The 15,136-nt window shown below is 60.5% G+C and carries 18 protein-coding genes; 4 read left to right on the top strand and 14 right to left on the bottom strand.

Annotation, left to right across the window (positions count from 1 at the left end; translation table 11 throughout):
• The first annotated feature begins 152 nt into the window (after positions 1-152).
• Both K6T12_RS18445 and K6T12_RS18440 read left to right on the top strand, forming a co-directional pair.
• The gene (locus K6T12_RS18445) at positions 153-686 is read left to right on the top strand and encodes a DUF2975 domain-containing protein (RefSeq protein ID WP_222224354.1); all 534 of its coding nucleotides are present in this window, start codon (positions 153-155) and stop codon (positions 684-686) included.
• Between the two features lie 10 nt (positions 687-696).
• Entirely contained in the window at positions 697-918 is a 222-nt protein-coding gene (locus K6T12_RS18440) for a helix-turn-helix domain-containing protein (RefSeq protein ID WP_222224353.1), read from the top strand.
• Positions 919-1,037: 119 nt separating this feature from the next.
• On the opposite strand, the gene K6T12_RS18435 is transcribed toward K6T12_RS18440, so the two are convergent.
• The 13 genes from K6T12_RS18435 to K6T12_RS18375 all read right to left on the bottom strand — a co-directional run bounded on the left by K6T12_RS18435 (position 1,038) and on the right by K6T12_RS18375 (position 11,987).
• Complete coding sequence (locus K6T12_RS18435; RefSeq protein ID WP_222224352.1) at positions 1,038-1,508, bottom strand: DM13 domain-containing protein; 471 nt, start codon at positions 1,506-1,508, stop codon at positions 1,038-1,040.
• 34 nt (positions 1,509-1,542) lie between these two features.
• Positions 1,543-2,010: an SRPBCC domain-containing protein gene (locus K6T12_RS18430; RefSeq protein ID WP_222224351.1), complete on the bottom strand. Its 468-nt coding sequence runs from the start codon at positions 2,008-2,010 to the stop codon at positions 1,543-1,545.
• Positions 2,003-2,500 carry a VOC family protein gene (locus K6T12_RS18425; protein WP_222224350.1) on the bottom strand — a complete coding sequence of 166 codons (498 nt, stop codon included), beginning with the start codon at positions 2,498-2,500 and terminating at the stop codon, positions 2,003-2,005. Before K6T12_RS18425 ends, K6T12_RS18430 begins: the two co-directional genes overlap by 8 nt.
• A 4-nt stretch (positions 2,501-2,504) precedes the next feature.
• Positions 2,505-3,290 carry a VOC family protein gene (locus K6T12_RS18420; protein ID WP_222224349.1) on the bottom strand — a complete coding sequence of 262 codons (786 nt, stop codon included), beginning with the start codon at positions 3,288-3,290 and terminating at the stop codon, positions 2,505-2,507.
• Positions 3,291-3,317: 27 nt separating this feature from the next.
• Positions 3,318-3,689, bottom strand: coding sequence for a DUF1428 domain-containing protein (locus tag K6T12_RS18415; RefSeq protein ID WP_222224348.1), 372 nt, complete (start codon positions 3,687-3,689; stop codon positions 3,318-3,320).
• A 973-nt stretch (positions 3,690-4,662) separates the two neighbouring features.
• Positions 4,663-5,625 carry a carbon-nitrogen hydrolase family protein gene (locus K6T12_RS18410; RefSeq protein WP_222224347.1) on the bottom strand — a complete coding sequence of 321 codons (963 nt, stop codon included), beginning with the start codon at positions 5,623-5,625 and terminating at the stop codon, positions 4,663-4,665.
• A complete protein-coding gene (locus tag K6T12_RS18405; protein WP_222224346.1) occupies positions 5,622-6,209 on the bottom strand; it encodes a GNAT family N-acetyltransferase in 588 nt (195 codons plus the stop codon). Before K6T12_RS18405 ends, K6T12_RS18410 begins: the two co-directional genes overlap by 4 nt.
• A gap of 128 nt (positions 6,210-6,337) precedes the next feature.
• Positions 6,338-7,210, bottom strand: coding sequence for a LysR family transcriptional regulator (locus tag K6T12_RS18400; RefSeq protein WP_222224345.1), 873 nt, complete (start codon positions 7,208-7,210; stop codon positions 6,338-6,340).
• Between the two features lie 39 nt (positions 7,211-7,249).
• On the bottom strand, positions 7,250-8,854 hold the full coding sequence (locus K6T12_RS18395) for an SLC13 family permease (RefSeq protein ID WP_255611893.1): 1,605 nt from the start codon (positions 8,852-8,854) through the stop codon (positions 7,250-7,252).
• A 162-nt stretch (positions 8,855-9,016) separates the two neighbouring features.
• Positions 9,017-9,721 (bottom strand): phospholipase D family protein, encoded by a 705-nt coding sequence (locus tag K6T12_RS18390; RefSeq protein WP_222224344.1) that lies wholly within the window; start codon positions 9,719-9,721, stop codon positions 9,017-9,019.
• 30 nt (positions 9,722-9,751) lie between these two features.
• On the bottom strand, positions 9,752-10,123 hold the full coding sequence (locus K6T12_RS18385; protein ID WP_222224343.1) for a hypothetical protein: 372 nt from the start codon (positions 10,121-10,123) through the stop codon (positions 9,752-9,754).
• 231 nt (positions 10,124-10,354) lie between these two features.
• Positions 10,355-10,633 carry a MoaD/ThiS family protein gene (locus K6T12_RS18380; RefSeq protein WP_255611891.1) on the bottom strand — a complete coding sequence of 93 codons (279 nt, stop codon included), beginning with the start codon at positions 10,631-10,633 and terminating at the stop codon, positions 10,355-10,357.
• A gap of 169 nt (positions 10,634-10,802) precedes the next feature.
• Positions 10,803-11,987, bottom strand: a complete 1,185-nt coding sequence (locus K6T12_RS18375) for a WD40/YVTN/BNR-like repeat-containing protein (protein ID WP_222224342.1) — start codon at positions 11,985-11,987, stop codon at positions 10,803-10,805.
• A gap of 184 nt (positions 11,988-12,171) precedes the next feature.
• Between K6T12_RS18375 and K6T12_RS18370 the strand changes: the two genes are divergently transcribed.
• Positions 12,172-12,588 carry an archease gene (locus K6T12_RS18370; protein WP_222224341.1) on the top strand — a complete coding sequence of 139 codons (417 nt, stop codon included), beginning with the start codon at positions 12,172-12,174 and terminating at the stop codon, positions 12,586-12,588.
• Positions 12,589-12,614: 26 nt separating this feature from the next.
• Positions 12,615-14,063 (top strand): RtcB family protein, encoded by a 1,449-nt coding sequence (locus K6T12_RS18365; protein ID WP_222224340.1) that lies wholly within the window; start codon positions 12,615-12,617, stop codon positions 14,061-14,063.
• Positions 14,064-14,071: 8 nt separating this feature from the next.
• On the opposite strand, the gene K6T12_RS18360 is transcribed toward K6T12_RS18365, so the two are convergent.
• Positions 14,072-14,530, bottom strand: coding sequence for an ATPase (locus K6T12_RS18360; RefSeq protein WP_222224339.1), 459 nt, complete (start codon positions 14,528-14,530; stop codon positions 14,072-14,074).
• Positions 14,531-15,136: the final 606 nt, after the last annotated feature.

The raw sequence follows: 15,136 nt of genomic DNA, 5'->3' as shown, positions 1-15,136 counted from the left end.
GGCATCGACTGGCTATTAAGAGGGCCGACTTGGTTTGGTGGAAGTGATTATAATAGATTAAAAAATTATCGTAAAACGATAAGTTTTTATTGATAAAAAGTAACTTGAGTCGTACGATGCCCGCTCTTATAAACACATAGGGAGAGTGTCTGATGTCTAACCTGGATGGTATCCGTACCCTGAGTAACCGGTTGCTGATCTGCCTGTGGGGCGTCCTGATTTCGGCCCTGCCGCTGTCGACCGCTTTCTGGTTCTATGCGGCGCTGGGCGAGCCAAACCCGAACTTCGATGCCGAATTTCCGTTTGAGCTGGCGTTGCCGATGAGCCAGGGCCAGGCGCTGGCCGGCTATCCGGTGGCGATGATCGGCACCCTGTTGACCATGGCGATTACCTGGCAGTTGATCCGGTTGTTCCGGCTGTACAGGGATGGCGAGGTGTTCAGCGGTGCGGTCACCGATTGCTACCGCAAGGCGGCCACCCTGCTGATTCTGCTGGTACTGACCGGCCCACTGCAGGATCTGTTGCTGGGCGTGGCACTGTCGATCGGCCAGCCGGAATCGAACGTCGGCGTTAACCTGAGCGACAGTGACCTGACGCTGCTGCTGGTCGGCATCATCGTCCGGCTGGTGGCCAAGGTGATGGCCGAAGCCGCGCAATTGCACGACGAACAAGCCCTGACCATCTGAAGGCCTGCCGATGCCCATAGTGATTAATCTCGATGTGATGCTTGCCAAGCGTAAGATGCGCGCCAACGAACTGGCGGCGTTGATCGGTATCACCGAACAGAACCTGTCGGTGCTGAAAAACGGCCGCGCCAAGGCGGTCAAATTGAGCACCCTGGAAGCGATCTGCAAGCACCTCGACTGTCAGCCCGGCGATATTCTGGAGTATGTGGCCGACCAGGAGACAGAGGCTTAGTCGCTGTTGCGGTTACCTTGTGTTACCGGACGGCGGTTATTGAGGATCCAGTCCCGCTCAGGTGGTCATGTCCGACCACCTGTTTCATCTGTCTTCAGGTTATTGGCGGCCCGCTAGGGTTATCGATACCGGGCCGCACTGATGAACTGGCCGAAAGATTCGCACCAGATGATCGCCGTGTTGTAATCGACCGGATCGATCGAATCGCTCAGTGGCAGGATAAAGCCGTCGAAGGTTTTAACCTCGCCGACCTGCACCATCTGAGACTTCATGCGGACGAAATCCGCCTCGGTTTCGATAAATTCCGGTGACAGGTACAGCCGGAAATCCGGCCCCGGTGACAGTTGGCCTTCAAACACCACAAACTGTTTACTGACCGACAACTTGCCTTCGCCCCAGTGCAGGAAGTCGCTGTCAGCCAGCTCCCGCCGGAACTGACCACTGAACAGCGCTTGATTGCTGGCTGCTGCCATCTCGCCTGCGCTAGGCGGGCTCGGCGCGGTCAGCAGCGGCAGGGTATAGATACCACCGGCAAAACCAACCAGAGCGACCAGGGTGTGGGTAAGGAACAGTAGAATCAGTTTTGTCATCGAAGTTATTCTCAGTCGCTATCAGGCGATGCTTTTACCGGTTGAGGGGTGATGACTCCGCCAACGTGGCCAACTGCTGCGCTACCGTGCTCCAGCCCTCCTCGAACCCCATCCCCCGGTGCTGTTCCATCGCCTCTTCGGACCAATGGCGTGCGCTGGCCCGGTAGCGGGTGCCGTCGCCTTCGGCTTCGATCTCGAACAGACCGATCATAAAGGGCCCTTGAGGAGTCCATTGGTTGTTGAAAGCATCGGTGAATACGAACCGTTTTCCCGAGGTGAATTCGAGAATCACCCCCTGCAGAGAGACCTCTTCGTTTTCCTGTGGTCCGCGCATGATGGTATTGAACCGGCCGCCGGCCCGCCATTCGAGCGCCTCGACCTCCGTTTTCCAGGGCGTAGGGCACCACCATTCCGGCAGCCGTTCGGTCATGATCTGCCAGACTTTTTCCGGCGCTGCCGCGATATAACGGCTGACCGACAGTTCGTACGTTGCATCAGACATATTGCTCTCCTCTATCTTCCTTGTGAGCCGCCTCGGGCGCAGCCACATCCAGCTTAGTCATCTTTAGCATCGACTGCATGGTGCGCTCGGCGGCGGCCCGGTTATCCGAGGACAGCAGTTCACTCAACCGCCGTGGCACCACCTGCCAGGACAGGCCGAACCGATCCTTGCACCAGCCGCACTGTCCCGGGCTGCCGCCGTCGGCAATCAGCGCTTGCCAGTAGCGGTCGACCTCGGCCTGGTCCTGGCAATCGATCTGGAAGGACACGGCCTCGGTAAAGGGAAATTGCGGGCCGCCGTTGATAGCGGTGTAGTGACGCCCGGCCAGGGTGAATTGAACGAGCAGTACTGCGCCCTTGGCGGTGGACGGATTATCGGACGGGGCATGGTGGGCGGCATCGATTCGGCTGTCGGGAAACAGCCCGACGTAGAAGTTGGCGGCGTCCTCCGCGTTGCCGTCGAACCACAGGTTGGGAGTGATTTTATCCACCGTTCTAGTCCTCCGATCCGCAGCTGCCGACCAACGCAAACTGCACACCCTCGGGATCGCTGCCGATGACGATATGGTCGCCGCCCGGTACCTCCAGCGGACCGTGCAGCACTTTACCGCCGGCGGCGGCAATGCTCTGTGCTGCTCTGTCGATATCCGCGACGCGGAAGTAATAGCTCCAGAGCGGCTGCCCGACATCGCCCATAAACGGCGAAATGGCACCGATCTGAACACCCTGGTGGTCGAGCAGCTTGTAGTCGATGCCTTCACCCATCGGTATCGCGCTGTTGCTTTGCCAGCCGAACAGCTGGCGGTAGAACTCAAGCGCGCCGTCCTGGTCGCTGGTGGCCAGTTCGTTCCAGCTACAGTGACCCATGGCCTTCGGCTTGAAGGCATAACTGGTGCCGTCTTCCAGCGCACCGCGCATGATGTAGAAGGGCGCCCTCTGCGGGTCCGCCACCATGGCGATTCGGCCCACCCCGGCGACATCGAAGGCGGGCAGCAATACGTGGCCGCCCAATGCCAGCAGTTGCTCGAGGGTGGCGTCCACATCGTCGACCGCGATATAGCCGAGCCAGGCCGGTTGCGCGCCCTGATCGCACATCTCGTCGATCAGGTGCAGCACCCCGCCGACACACTCGTCGCCGACCGCGATCATCCGATAGTCCACATCGCCCGGTACCGGTTCGCCGATCTGCCAGTTCAGCACCGCCTGGTAGAAGTCCCGCGCCGCATCGGGGTCGCGGGTTGCCAGTTCGTACCAGATAAAGTCGCCCTGTTTGTTGGCCATCTTATCTCTCCAGGCTATTTTTTTAGGCTATTTCTCCAAGATGACGATCGGTGCGAAGCCGCCATAGATCAGCCGCACACCGTCGAACGGCATCGGATTGGATTCCGGGCTCATGCGCGGGTCGCTGTTCATAAGCTCCGGAAATTTCTGCATCGCCGCATCGCGGGTCGCCTTATCGGGCCACTCGATCCAGGAAAATACCACCACTTCATCGTCCTTCGCCTGTACCGCACGGCGAAAGTCGGTCTGCTTGCCATCGGGCACATCGTCGCCCCAGCACTCGAGCACGCGAGTGGCGCCGAGTTCCATGAATACCTGGTCGGCAGTCGTGGCATGGTCGATGAACGCCTGTTTGTTCGCTTCGGGTACTGCCAGGACAAAGCCATCTATATAAGACATCTGATGCCTCCTCGTTCAGCTCGTAGGCCCCGTGTAGATAGAGGTCCACCAGCCGCTGCTAGGTTTCGAAAAACGCCACCGGGTACCGACATCGCGCCGTTGTCTGCTAGCCGGGTATTTTTATCTGGTGTTCCTATTTAATAGACGATTCCAGGCCGTAGAATGCGACTATCGGCGATAGAAAAGCTGTCTTCCGAGGGGGAGGTGAAGCGGTTGGGACCTGCAAGCTGGGATCGGTGGTAGCTGCTCCGTAGCTAAGACATCGCTTAAATGGCCGGCATTCGCCGGCCCAACTTCAGTGCCCGGCGCAAGACGATCTCTGCAGCGGCAAGCCCGGCCAACGAGCCGGCCTACGAAGTGTGGCCGAAAGCCGAGCTGGTCGAGCCCTTTGGCAATTGTCCTCATCTTAATGAGGCCGATCAACTGGGAGCGAACTAGCGTTGCCAGCTTATTGGGGCTACTCCCGTTGAAGTGACGTCGGCACCGGCCGTCTCTTAGCTGGCTGGGCCGATACTTAAGTCGACATTATGAGCCGGTATTTAAGCGGCAAGCAGGGAAGAGATCTTGCCAGTCAAGATTGAGAGGCGTACTGGGATAGGTTCGCACCAATCCATCCAACAGCCGGGCAGCGGTATCATGTGTGCTGGCTTTACCGCGCGAAAGGTCGGTTCGAACCTGTTCGTCCGCTCGCGCAAGGGCGCCAACCCTTCATCCGGGTGTGACACCAGGCGGTGTTTGCCTGCCTTACCGCTGCACCCCGCCCTCATCGAAACCGCTTGATCTGTTTATTTCCCTTCACCCAAAAATCCCCTGTTTGAAAAGGTGTCAGACCCAATTAACACAATTAACAGGAAGGGCTTAGCGCTTCGGTATATCTCGATTGAGATTTCGGTATTGAAGATGGCGACCTGAAGGAACCTACCAAGCACACTATCCGGATCAGCGAGTAGCAGGAACGGGGCCTACCCCGGTTTCAACAGGGCTGAAGCTCCAGCGTCGCCACTTCAATAACCCGGTGCTCGAACTGCTCCGGCCAGTCGCGCCGGGTCAGCACCTGGCCGCGCAGCTGCACCTCATGCAGCGCGGCGAAATCCAGTTGCTGGATCAGCCAGCTGGAGGTTTCGGCCTGGGCCGATGGGCTCTGCGCCAGTACGCCGTCGTCCGGCAGGCCGTAGTCCGGCGGCAGATAGAGCGCCGCGCGGCCGGTGTTGATATCCACCGCCGGCGACCAGTCGGCGATCCCTGCCGTCGGTGACTGCAGTACCGCGACCTGTCCTTCCAGGGCCCGGGCCTGGCAGCCGATGCGCACCCGGTGGTAGCCGGCCATGGTATCGGTGCAGCTCGGCGCCAGTATCAGGTCGACGCCGGCCTCGACCAGCTGGCGGCCGAGGGCCGGGAATTCGTTGTCGTAGCAGATCAGGATGCCGAGACGGGCGAACGGTGTGTCGAACACCCGCAGGCCCTCGCCCGCGCCGATGAACCACTGCTCGCGCTCGAAGCGGGTCATGATCAGCTTGTCCTGGTGACCGACCACGCCGTCGGGGCCGAACAGCCAGCAGCGGTTGCGGTAGATGCCGTCGTCGTCCAGCACCGGCACGCTGCCGGGACAGAACCAGATCCGATGCTTGCGTGCCAGCGCTTGGCAGAGCTCGAACCAGCGGGGGATCAGAGCCTGCATTGAGCTGATCGAGTCCTGCAGATCGGAGCGTACCGCAGGCTCCAACTGCCCGGTCAGCGCCATGGCGGCATACTCCGGCAGCAACAATAGCTCGGCGCCTTCCGCCACTGCCTGCTCGACCAGCGTGCACAGGTGGCGTTGGTAGGCGTGCCAGTCCTCGAACAGCTCGATCGCATACTGGCAGGCGGCGAGCTTGATCCGTCGGGGGGGCGTTACGGTCGTATCCCCGGCATTGGGGATCTCAAGGTTGGCGTTCATGACAGCTCCCTGATCCAGAACGACATCGGTTTGGCGCTGTCGGCTTCGTCGCCGACATCCTTCCAGCGATACTCGGTACGCAGTTGCGGCTGATGCCGGTAGCCGCGGTTGCTCCAGAATTCGTTCAGCGGCACAAAGTCTTCTGGCCGCAACGGGTGGTCCGCCGGCCGCTCCACGGCGCAGAACGCGCAGTAACGGAAGCGACCTAGCCTGCGGGCATAGGCCTCGCGCTCGTCGAAAAAGCGCACGCCGAGCCCCTGGCCGCGGTACGCCGGCAATAGCACCGACTCGCCGAAATAGAAGATCTCCTCCGGATTCCAGCCGGCCTCGACGAAGGGGCGCTTGAACGCGTCGGTCTCGTCCGCCATCGGCAGGCCGGTCGCGGCGCCGACCACGCGTTCGCCATCCAACGCCAGCACGAACAGGCTTTCACTTGAGCGGGCATAGGTCTTCAGGTAGTCCCGCTCGTAGGCCGGGTCGCCGTCATAGAGATAGGGAAAGGCGCGGAAGACCTCGATGCGCAGCCGCGCCAGGTCGTCGAGATAGGGTGCGATCGCCTCGCCGCAGAAGGTCTTGATCTGCATGGTAAAGCTCCGGCTGGTTGTCAGACGGGGCGGTTATACCATATCGGACGCCCGGGGAGATGATCGAGAGCGACATCGATGGACAATGATTCGCAGCGTGAACCGCGATTCTCAACGCCTTGGCATACTCAGCCAGTTTGCAGAATCGAGCGTGCCGCGCTCAGCAGTGGGTCCTGGTCGCGGTTGGCCCGGTGGGCAAAAAGTACCCGGACATGCTGCTGAACTTCACAGATCAGATCGACCTCGCCGCAGCGCTGCGCCTCCCTGGCGGCCCCGGCATGCAGCAGACCGACCCCGACGCCGCCGGCAATCAGCGTGCGGGTGACGTTCTCGCGGTCGATACTGATAATCCGTTGTGGCCGTATCCGGTGGCTGTCGAACAGTTGCTCGGCCGCCTGCCCGCAGCAGGTGTTGCTGGCCGGGCAGATCCACGGCAACTTCGCCAGTGCCGGCCAGTCCGGTGGCTGGGCGCCGGCGACCAGGCCCGCCGGCGCCGCCAGGTAGATACCGAAGTGCGCGACTTCGAGGCGGGTCAGCCGGTCATCGGGATCGCCGGCCTCGTTGTAGAAACCGGCGTCCAGGCGTTCATTAAGAATGCCGTCCAGTATCTCCAGCGAGCTGTCGTGGTGCAGTGTCACCTCGACCTCCGGGTAGCGCTCGGCCATCCCGCTGAGCAGTTGGCCCAGGGCTTTGGTGCTGGCGTCCCCGCCCGCCCCGATGCGCAGCGTCCCGGTCAGGCGGCCCTTGATCAGGGACGCTTCGGCCAGCAGTTCGCGGTGCGCGTCCAGTGTCCGTTCCGCTTTGACCAGCAGGCTCTGGCCCTCGGGTGTCAGGCGCATGCCTCGGGGTGTACGCTCGAACAATACCAGGCCGAGGGTATCCTCCATCGCCTTGATATGGGCGCTGACTGCCGGCTGGCTCAGATAGAGTCGTTCCGACGCCCGCGTGATGCTGCCTTCCCGGGCGACGGCGACGAAAGTTTTGAGTTGGTGTATTTCCATCTGATCCTTTCCGGTGTGTATTGAGAGAAGGTCGGGGGGCTAAAACACGCCGAGCAAGTGCCACCAGACCAGATCCAGTGGCATCAATATTAGCGTGCTGATGGCAAACAGTGCCAAGCAGAGCCGGCTGACCGCGCCGGCGGGCAGATGGCCGATCTGCATCGCAGTTACCAGCGGCGGCGCCTGGTAGGGCAGAAATACATTGGAGAAGGCCAGCACCTGGGTCATCAGCACCGTGGTCAGCGGTAGCGCGGTCAACGTGGCCATCTCTTCCGCAATCGGCGTCATCACCGCCGGTACCCCCGGCAGGTTGGTGACGATGGCGACCAGCGTGGAGATCGCCGTCAGTAGAACGACGTTCCAGCCCGGCGAGTCCTCGGAAAAGTCGGCCTGTGCACTCAGGCCCTGCACCAGGGCCTCGCCGAGCCCTGTCGCCGAGACCACCGCGCCCAGTCCGATTATGCCGGCGACAAAGAACAGCGAACCGTAATTGATCTCCCGATTGAGGCATGTCTTCGAGGTCAGCTGTGAGTGCGGCCACAGGCAATAGAGCGCCGCCGCCAGCGCGATCCAACCCGGCGCGATATGATGAATGCCGTCGCTCAGCCAGAACGCAAGACAGAGGCCCAGCACCAGGCTCAGGCGGCGTTCGGTCGGTGATAGAGGGGCAGGTTTTTGTTGTTGCGAAACCGAATGCGCCGGAGCGCCAGCCGGAAACATCCACAGAATCAGCAAGATCAGCAGCGCCGCTTTGGCAACGCCCAATACCGGGAAGTGAAGCAGCAGGTAGTCCCAGTACGACAGATGCTGGCCGAACAGATTTTCCGCCATGCCGGCCAGAATCATGTTCGGGGCGTTGGCGGGCAGGATGGAAAAGGCCGGCAGGCAGGTGCCGAAGGCCCCGGCGCTCAGCATGCCGATCCGGCCGTTCGAATTCGACTGGTATCCCAGACCGTCGGCCAGCGCCAGGATGAGCGGCACCAGCAGAGCGATGCGGCCCATCGCCGACGGTATGACGAAGGCAAGTGCCAGGCTGAAAGCCACAATGCCGACAATCACGCCGGCGTACCCAGTGCCGATAATGCCGGACAGCAGCAGGGCGGCGCGCTGACCGAGGCCGGTATGACGCACGGCGGCACCGAGCACCAGGCCGCTGAACAGCAGCCAGAAGGTGGACGAGTGGAAACCGGACAGGGCGGTTTCCGCCGGCGCAATATCCAGCACGATCACCGCCAGGAAAAATGCCAGCGCGGTCCAGTATTCGGGCACCGCAACCGTGGCCCACAGGCCGATACAGAACACCGACAGCGCCGCCGTGAAGGCCATGTTGATCGGCAGATACTGTGCCGTCGCGACACCCACGGCCAGCGTTGCCGCCAGAATACCGATGAACTGCCAGCCGCGGGCCGTCAGAAATTGCCAATGCCGGGAAACCTGCGCCGCCGGTTCGGCCGAAAGGGATGGGGAGTGAGAGGGGGCTTGTTCTGCCATGGTGTCATTTGCCTCCGATATGGAATCCATGTTGGAGGCAATGTGGCATTGCCGGGCGGCACCAATCCAATCGTTTATTTGGAGGGCAGGTATCAGTGACTCTGAGGGGGCTTCTAAATTTGCGTCAATCCGCCTTCGTGCGGTGATGTTCATTCATTGCGGCAGTCTGCAGAACTTCCCTGAGTATTTTTGTATCTGACAAGGACGCCGGCTGGACCCTGGATGATAGAAAATAGGGGTAAGACCAACAGGGACTGCAGGGCAGCCCCATATATTTTCGTGCGTTGATTTATTACCTCAGCGTGCAGGTTGTCATCACTTTAAGACCAGTGATTCCGGCCAGATAAAGTAGGCACCGAATCGCTTATTGATCCGAAACTCGCCGCCGGCTTCCTTTCCTTTCTCTGTGAGATGGTGTTTCTCGTGCCGGTATTCCAGTAAGCCGGATTCAGTGAGCTTGTCCAACAGCTCCTGAGTTTTCAGACCCGACTTCTTGGCCAACTTGGAAGAGGTCAGCTTCTGATCATCGTCTATTGGAGACTCATCAAGCTGCGCTGACTCTGGGACAGCGGAAACCTTCTCCAGTGACATTCGTACCTCGTCGCTGATCCGGATAATCCGTTGGGCCTCCTCAAACGCCTCGCGATACAGCTCGGCATCCTCCGGGCGGGACAGATAGATGCCCATCTCATTATTGTTCACTTGGCTGAATTCGTAGAGATTCAGGCTGGTGATAATGCAGGCCTGCTCGTTGAGGTAGCACTTGGCATGCAGGTTCTTGCAGAAACTGGTGCGTACAAAAGACAGTTCACGCAGCCAGTTAATCTCCTCCGGGTGCAGCTCATTCTTGCCGTATACGATGCGGATATCGATCTTCAGCCGGTTTTTGTCCTCCAGCAGCTCTTTGATGCGATCATTCAACCGCAGGAACGGACTGATCAGAATCAATCGCTCTGAAGCGCCCTTGATCAGTTCTTCCAGAAAATAGTTGGTTGCGCTGGTGTTGAGAAATTTTGCCACGTCCTTGGCTCCTTTGAGCAAAAATGAAACTCACGCAGATTTTTGGCGCTCTGCTTCCCCGAATGACTCGTTATTGAATTGAGATTTCTGGGTTATTAACTCTTTGATATCGCTGGTTGTTAGGGATACATTATAGCTGGCGGTTGTATCAATGATTTCTTTGTTTAACTTTTCAAGTAGTGGGCGAAGTTCATTATTTACGCGATCGGCATGCCCTTTCCACTTGCCGAAGTTGGATTTTTGATTTTCAATGATCTTCTCATGGTGGTCAATTTTGTCTTTGATTATTGTGGCCATATGAACAAGCGTCGATATTTTGCCATTTCTAATGATTTCCTGTCTCTGTAGTTTTAGTTGCCAGATTGCGATAAGCAGAGCTATGGCACCGACCAATAATTCCATTCTTAACCCTTGTGTCTACTTTGTTGCTTTGGGAAATTCCGATGAGTAGGTTACGCATAAGTTGCCATATTTTTATTCGAAAAAGAAGAAGGCCGTGACGGGTGCTTAAATGCACTGTATGGTTAGCCATATTTTGAGCGTTTGGTTTATTAATGGTTGTTTTTACTAACCCGTATCAACGCCAGGGCGCTCACTTATTCCCGCTTAATTCTCTATGTCCACGGTTTCCGCTCAACCCCCGCTCAACGCCTGGAATATGTACAGGGTCCCACCATCCGGCACGCGGTCTGAGAGTGTTTTTCTATCGACCACCAGGGTGTCGTTGATGGAGATATGCACATGCCGGCGCAGCCTTCCCTGGTCATCGAGCAGGTAATCCTTGAACCCCGGCGCAATCTCGTCGACTGCGCGCAGAATCTGCGCGACCGAGCCGGCCGGTGCCCTGATCGTCCGGTTCTTCAACTGGGGAAAGTAGCGGTACAGATGCGGTGTTATTTCAACGGTGGTCATGATGCCTCCACCCTGTCGGACCTAGCACTGATCTACTGCGAAAAAGCCGGATGTGGTCAGATTTCCACGCTCTTTCTCGTTAAATAGCGCGTAGTTAGCCTCGCAAGACCGGATAATCTTCCTCAAACCGGACTTTCCCTCACTACGATCGGCCAAGTCCGACAGGCTGCTAGCCGAATCGTACCGAATAGACTGGCGGCAGATTGTTGCCGAGGCATTGCCAGCTTTCACCGCGGTCTTCCGACAGGTAAAGGTTACCGGTGGTACTGCCAAAGCAAAGGTGATCGCCCGATATATCCAGGCCGTGCCGCAAGACAATGTCGTAGGCGTTCTGCTGCGGCAGCCCCTGACGGAACGATTGCCAGGATTGACCGCCATCGTTGGTGCGGGCGACAAACAGGCCGCCGTCGATCGCCATGCGCTCCGAATCCGCCCGTGCCGGTACCACCCAGGCGGTCCGCCCGTCGTTGGCATCCGCCGCGACCGGGAAGCCGAAGTGCACGCCGCTATCCGGCATGCTGACTTTTCTCCAGTTCCGGGCGCCGTCATCACTGTAGAAAACGCCGCAGTGATTCTGTTGCCAGAGATGGTCCGGCTGGCCGGGGCAACAGGTCACGAAATGCGGATCATGCCCCCATTCCGCAGCCGGGTCCGGCATATAGTCCATCAACATACCGCGACTGCGCCCCTGCCAGCTCTGGCCGCCGTCGGTCGTCTCCAGCACACCGGCAGAGGAGACCGCCACATAGAGATGATCCGGATCGCGAGGATCGACGATGATGGAGTGGATGCCGGGCTCGAACAGGCCGTAATCGATACTCGCCGGCGTGCCGCCCCACAGGTTCTCACTGGTCGCATCGCCGGCGAACAGATCGCCACCCCGGGTATCGTGGTTCCACAGCGGCCGGTTGAGTTGCCAGCTGTCACCGTCATCGTCGCTGACGAACAGACCGCCCGGGATGGTGCCGGCGTATAAGCGGCCGGGCTGATTGTCACTGCCGAAGCCGATGGTCCAGATTTTCAACACGCTCGCGTCGGCATACTCGGGCTGGCCGGTCGGCGCCTCCGGATCGAAGTCGGGGGTGGGCAGGTATTTGACGATGTAGCGCGCGCCTACCGGGTACTTGACCGAGGCGATGTCCTGCCAGGTTGCTCCGTCGTCACGCGAACGTGACAGCTTCGGCCCCCAGTGGCCATGGTCCAGGGATGCCCAGAGGGTATCGTTACGCGGATCGCGCACCGCGTAACAGACGGGAACGCCGGCATGCATGATCGGCCGAGGACGCCAACCGCCATCGATACGATCAAAGATGACAGTGCCCTTGCGGGTACCCAGTAGAATCATCTCAGGCATCTGATTCCCCCTCATATGAGCCGGTCTATTCAGCGACCAACCGTTGCAGATAACGCTTTGTTCATGGGCTCCAGTAAGCGTAGCTCAGCTGGTCAGCCCGGGGGCTAGATGAGGGGCGAAGGGTCGATACAGCCGGCACCCGGCAGCACTGCACTAAGCTGTAAATAGAGCGGAGGTGCAGCAGATGGATCCCCACTGGCGTCATTTCGAGCACAAGGCGGATATCGGTCTTTGCGGTTGCGGGCCGACGCTGGCGTCGGCATTCGAGCAGGCGGCGCTGGCATTGACGGCGGTGGTGACCGAGCCGCAGCGGGTCGAGGCGCAACGGCGTATCGAGATCCGTTGCCAGGCGCCGGATATCGAGTTGCTGCTGTACGACTGGCTGAACGCGGTGATCCTGCAGATGGCGACGCGCAAATGGCTGTTCGGTCATTCCCAGGTGGCGATCGACGGCCTGCAGTTGCGGGCCACGCTCTGGGGTGAGCCGGTGGCGGCAGCCCGCCATCGGCCGGCGGTGGAGCCCAAGGGGGCGACCCTGACGGCGTTGAGTGTAGAGCAGCTGCCGGACGGCTGGTGCGCCCGCTGCGTGGTGGATGTTTGAGGGTGGCAGTAGGCCATAAAAGAAACATGAAAAAAGCAGCTGATGTGAGGCGGGCGGACCTGGAGCAGGTCGACCGGTACTGTTGGCGGTTGGCGCCGCACGGTGAGATGCGGGTGCCGGCGATCTTTTATGCCAGTGCCGAGCTGATCGACGGGATGGACGATAAGGTGTTCGAGCAGGCGGTCAATGTCGCCAGCCTGCCCGGGATCGTCAAGGCCAGTTACGCGATGCCGGATGCTCACTGGGGCTACGGTTTCCCGATCGGTGGGGTGGCGGCGTTCGATGCCGAGCAGGGCGGCGTGGTGTCGGCGGGCGGCGTCGGCTTCGATATCTCCTGCGGCGTCCGCACCCTGCATACCGGCTTGCAGGTGCAGGATGTGCAATCGTCGAAGCGACTACTGGCCGACGAGCTCTATCGCACGGTGCCGGCCGGGGTCGGTTCGACCGGTCATATCTCGCTGAATCATAAAGAGATGGTGGCGATGCTGAAGGGCGGCGCCCGCTGGGCGGTGGGTCAGGGCTTCGGTTGGCCGGAGGACCTGGAGCGGACCGAGGAGCAGGGCTGCATGGCCGGTGCCGACCCGAAGCGGGTATCGGCCGATGCCCGCCGCCGTCAGCGCGACGAGATGGGCACGTTGGGCTCCGGCAACCACTACCTGGAATTGCAGTGGGTGACCGATATCTTCGACCAGTCGATCGCCGATGCCTTTGGCCTGGCGGCCGGCGACGTGGTGATCACCATCCACTGCGGCTCGCGCGGGCTCGGCCACCAGATCGGCACCGAATTCCTGCGCGAGATGGCGATTACTGCGTCGGATTTCGGCATCCGGCTGCCGGACCGGGAACTGGCCTGCGCGCCGATCCACTCCGAGGTTGGTGAGCATTACCTGGGCGCGATGCGTGCAGGTATCAACTGTGCATTGGCCAACCGCCAGATCATCACCCACCTGGTGCGCCGGGCATTTAAACAGGTACTGCCGCAGGCCCGGCTCGAGTTGCTGTACGACGTGTCGCACAACACCTGCAAACTGGAGTCGCACCTGATCGACGGCCAGCAGCGCCAGCTTTACGTGCACCGTAAAGGCGCCACCCGGGCGTTCGGGCCCGGCCATCCCGGTCTGCCGGCGGCCTATAGGCAGGTCGGCCAGCCGGTACTGATCGGCGGCTCGATGGGGACCTGCTCCTATGTGCTGGCGGGTACCAGCGAGGCGGAGGAGCTGTCGTTCAGCTCCGCCTGCCACGGCGCCGGCCGGGCGATGAGCCGACGCGCCGCGTTGCGGCAGTGGCGCGGCCGGCAGCTGGTCGACGAGCTGGCCAACCGAGGCATATTGATTCGCAGCCCGTCGATGCGTGGTGTGGCTGAGGAGGCGCCGGGGGCCTACAAGGATGTTACCGAGGTGGTCGACGCTGCCGAGCTGGCCGGCTTGGCGCGTAAGGTGGCCCGGCTGGAGCCGCTGCTTTGCGTCAAGGGGTGAGCGCTGGATTAAAGGTCGGCGTAGCTGCTGGTATCCCGCACCATCCGCATCGACTCGTTCTGCTCCAGTTGGATCAGGTTTTCGAACAGCTCCTTGAGTCGATCGGTGTCTGATCGGCCGAGCAGGTAACGGTACAGTACGATCAGTTCGTCGTGGGCGGCGACACAGCGGCTGACGATCTGTTCGAGACTCAGCTGGTCGAGATCGGTACTGCACAGCGCCTCGGCCAGGTCCGGCTTGTGATCCATATACTCGTAGCACCAGGTGTTCAGCACCTGGCTGTCGGCAATCTTCTCATACTTGGCGACCGCGTCGGCGAGGCTCTGTTCGTGCTCGGCGAGGTAGCTCAGCAGCATTTTAATACGTGAGGACTCACTGCGGTTGGCGCTGCGGTCGTAGCATAGCGACATCTGGTGGTGGTATTTGCTGAGCCAGTCGAGGATATCTTTGATCTGTTCCACTTGCATGGCGTTGTCTCCCGGCGGTGGTGGCGCATGGGGGCCTCCGGTAGCCGGCGCTGATCAACTATCCGGACGGTTGTTGAAATTATAGATCGGTGTAGACCGGGGGCAGGGGCTTTTGAGTCGCGCCTTTCAATAGATCCCGGAGCGGCCTGCTAGGCAGAGGAATTTTTAGCAGTGGGCTCCGACCGCGACGGGGCTGGCAGGGTCCGCGGGTGTCGCCCTCGGAGCGGGCTGCTACGACAGGGGCGTGGTAGCAGCGGGCTTCGGCCGCGACAGGTATCGGGATCGGTGCCAGGCTCCGGTCGCCCTCGGAGCGGGCTGCTACGACAGGGGCGTGGTAGCAGCGGGCTCCGACCGCGACAGATACCAGGATCGGAGCCAGGGTTCCGGTCGCCCTCGGAGCGGGCTGCTACGACAGGGGCGTGTTAGCAGCGGGCTTCGGCCGCGACAGATATCGGGATCGGTGCCAGGCTCCGGTCGCCCTCGGAGTGGGCTGCTACGACAGGGGCGTGGTAGCAGCGGGCTCCGGCCGCGACAGATATCGGGATCGGTGCCAGAGTTCCGGCCGCCCTCGGAGCGGGCTGCTAGGCCGAGGGCTTTGTAGCAGCG

The organism is Marinobacterium arenosum, assembly GCF_019795155.1.
In the GTDB taxonomy this organism is placed as follows: Bacteria; Pseudomonadota; Gammaproteobacteria; order Pseudomonadales; family Balneatricaceae; genus Marinobacterium_C; species Marinobacterium_C arenosum.
Note: the sequence above shows the minus strand (reverse complement) of the source record. Positions and strands in the feature narration are given on the sequence as shown.

Coding starts and splice junctions, on each gene's coding strand:
- K6T12_RS18385 (WP_222224343.1), bottom strand. CDS start 10,123: ATGGAATTATTGGTCGGTGCCATAGCTCTGCTTATCGCAATCTGGCAA.
- K6T12_RS18405 (WP_222224346.1), bottom strand. CDS start 6,209: ATGCAGATCAAGACCTTCTGCGGCGAGGCGATCGCACCCTATCTCGAC.
- K6T12_RS18440 (WP_222224353.1), top strand. CDS start 697: ATGCCCATAGTGATTAATCTCGATGTGATGCTTGCCAAGCGTAAGATG.
- K6T12_RS18360 (WP_222224339.1), bottom strand. CDS start 14,530: ATGCAAGTGGAACAGATCAAAGATATCCTCGACTGGCTCAGCAAATAC.
- K6T12_RS18400 (WP_222224345.1), bottom strand. CDS start 7,210: ATGGAAATACACCAACTCAAAACTTTCGTCGCCGTCGCCCGGGAAGGC.
- K6T12_RS18435 (WP_222224352.1), bottom strand. CDS start 1,508: ATGACAAAACTGATTCTACTGTTCCTTACCCACACCCTGGTCGCTCTG.
- K6T12_RS18395 (WP_255611893.1), bottom strand. CDS start 8,854: ATGAACATCACCGCACGAAGGCGGATTGACGCAAATTTAGAAGCCCCC.
- K6T12_RS18410 (WP_222224347.1), bottom strand. CDS start 5,625: ATGAACGCCAACCTTGAGATCCCCAATGCCGGGGATACGACCGTAACG.
- K6T12_RS18415 (WP_222224348.1), bottom strand. CDS start 3,689: ATGTCTTATATAGATGGCTTTGTCCTGGCAGTACCCGAAGCGAACAAA.
- K6T12_RS18420 (WP_222224349.1), bottom strand. CDS start 3,290: ATGGCCAACAAACAGGGCGACTTTATCTGGTACGAACTGGCAACCCGC.
- K6T12_RS18370 (WP_222224341.1), top strand. CDS start 12,172: ATGGATCCCCACTGGCGTCATTTCGAGCACAAGGCGGATATCGGTCTT.
- K6T12_RS18430 (WP_222224351.1), bottom strand. CDS start 2,010: ATGTCTGATGCAACGTACGAACTGTCGGTCAGCCGTTATATCGCGGCA.
- K6T12_RS18445 (WP_222224354.1), top strand. CDS start 153: ATGTCTAACCTGGATGGTATCCGTACCCTGAGTAACCGGTTGCTGATC.
- K6T12_RS18365 (WP_222224340.1), top strand. CDS start 12,615: ATGAAAAAAGCAGCTGATGTGAGGCGGGCGGACCTGGAGCAGGTCGAC.
- K6T12_RS18375 (WP_222224342.1), bottom strand. CDS start 11,987: ATGCCTGAGATGATTCTACTGGGTACCCGCAAGGGCACTGTCATCTTT.
- K6T12_RS18380 (WP_255611891.1), bottom strand. CDS start 10,633: ATGACCACCGTTGAAATAACACCGCATCTGTACCGCTACTTTCCCCAG.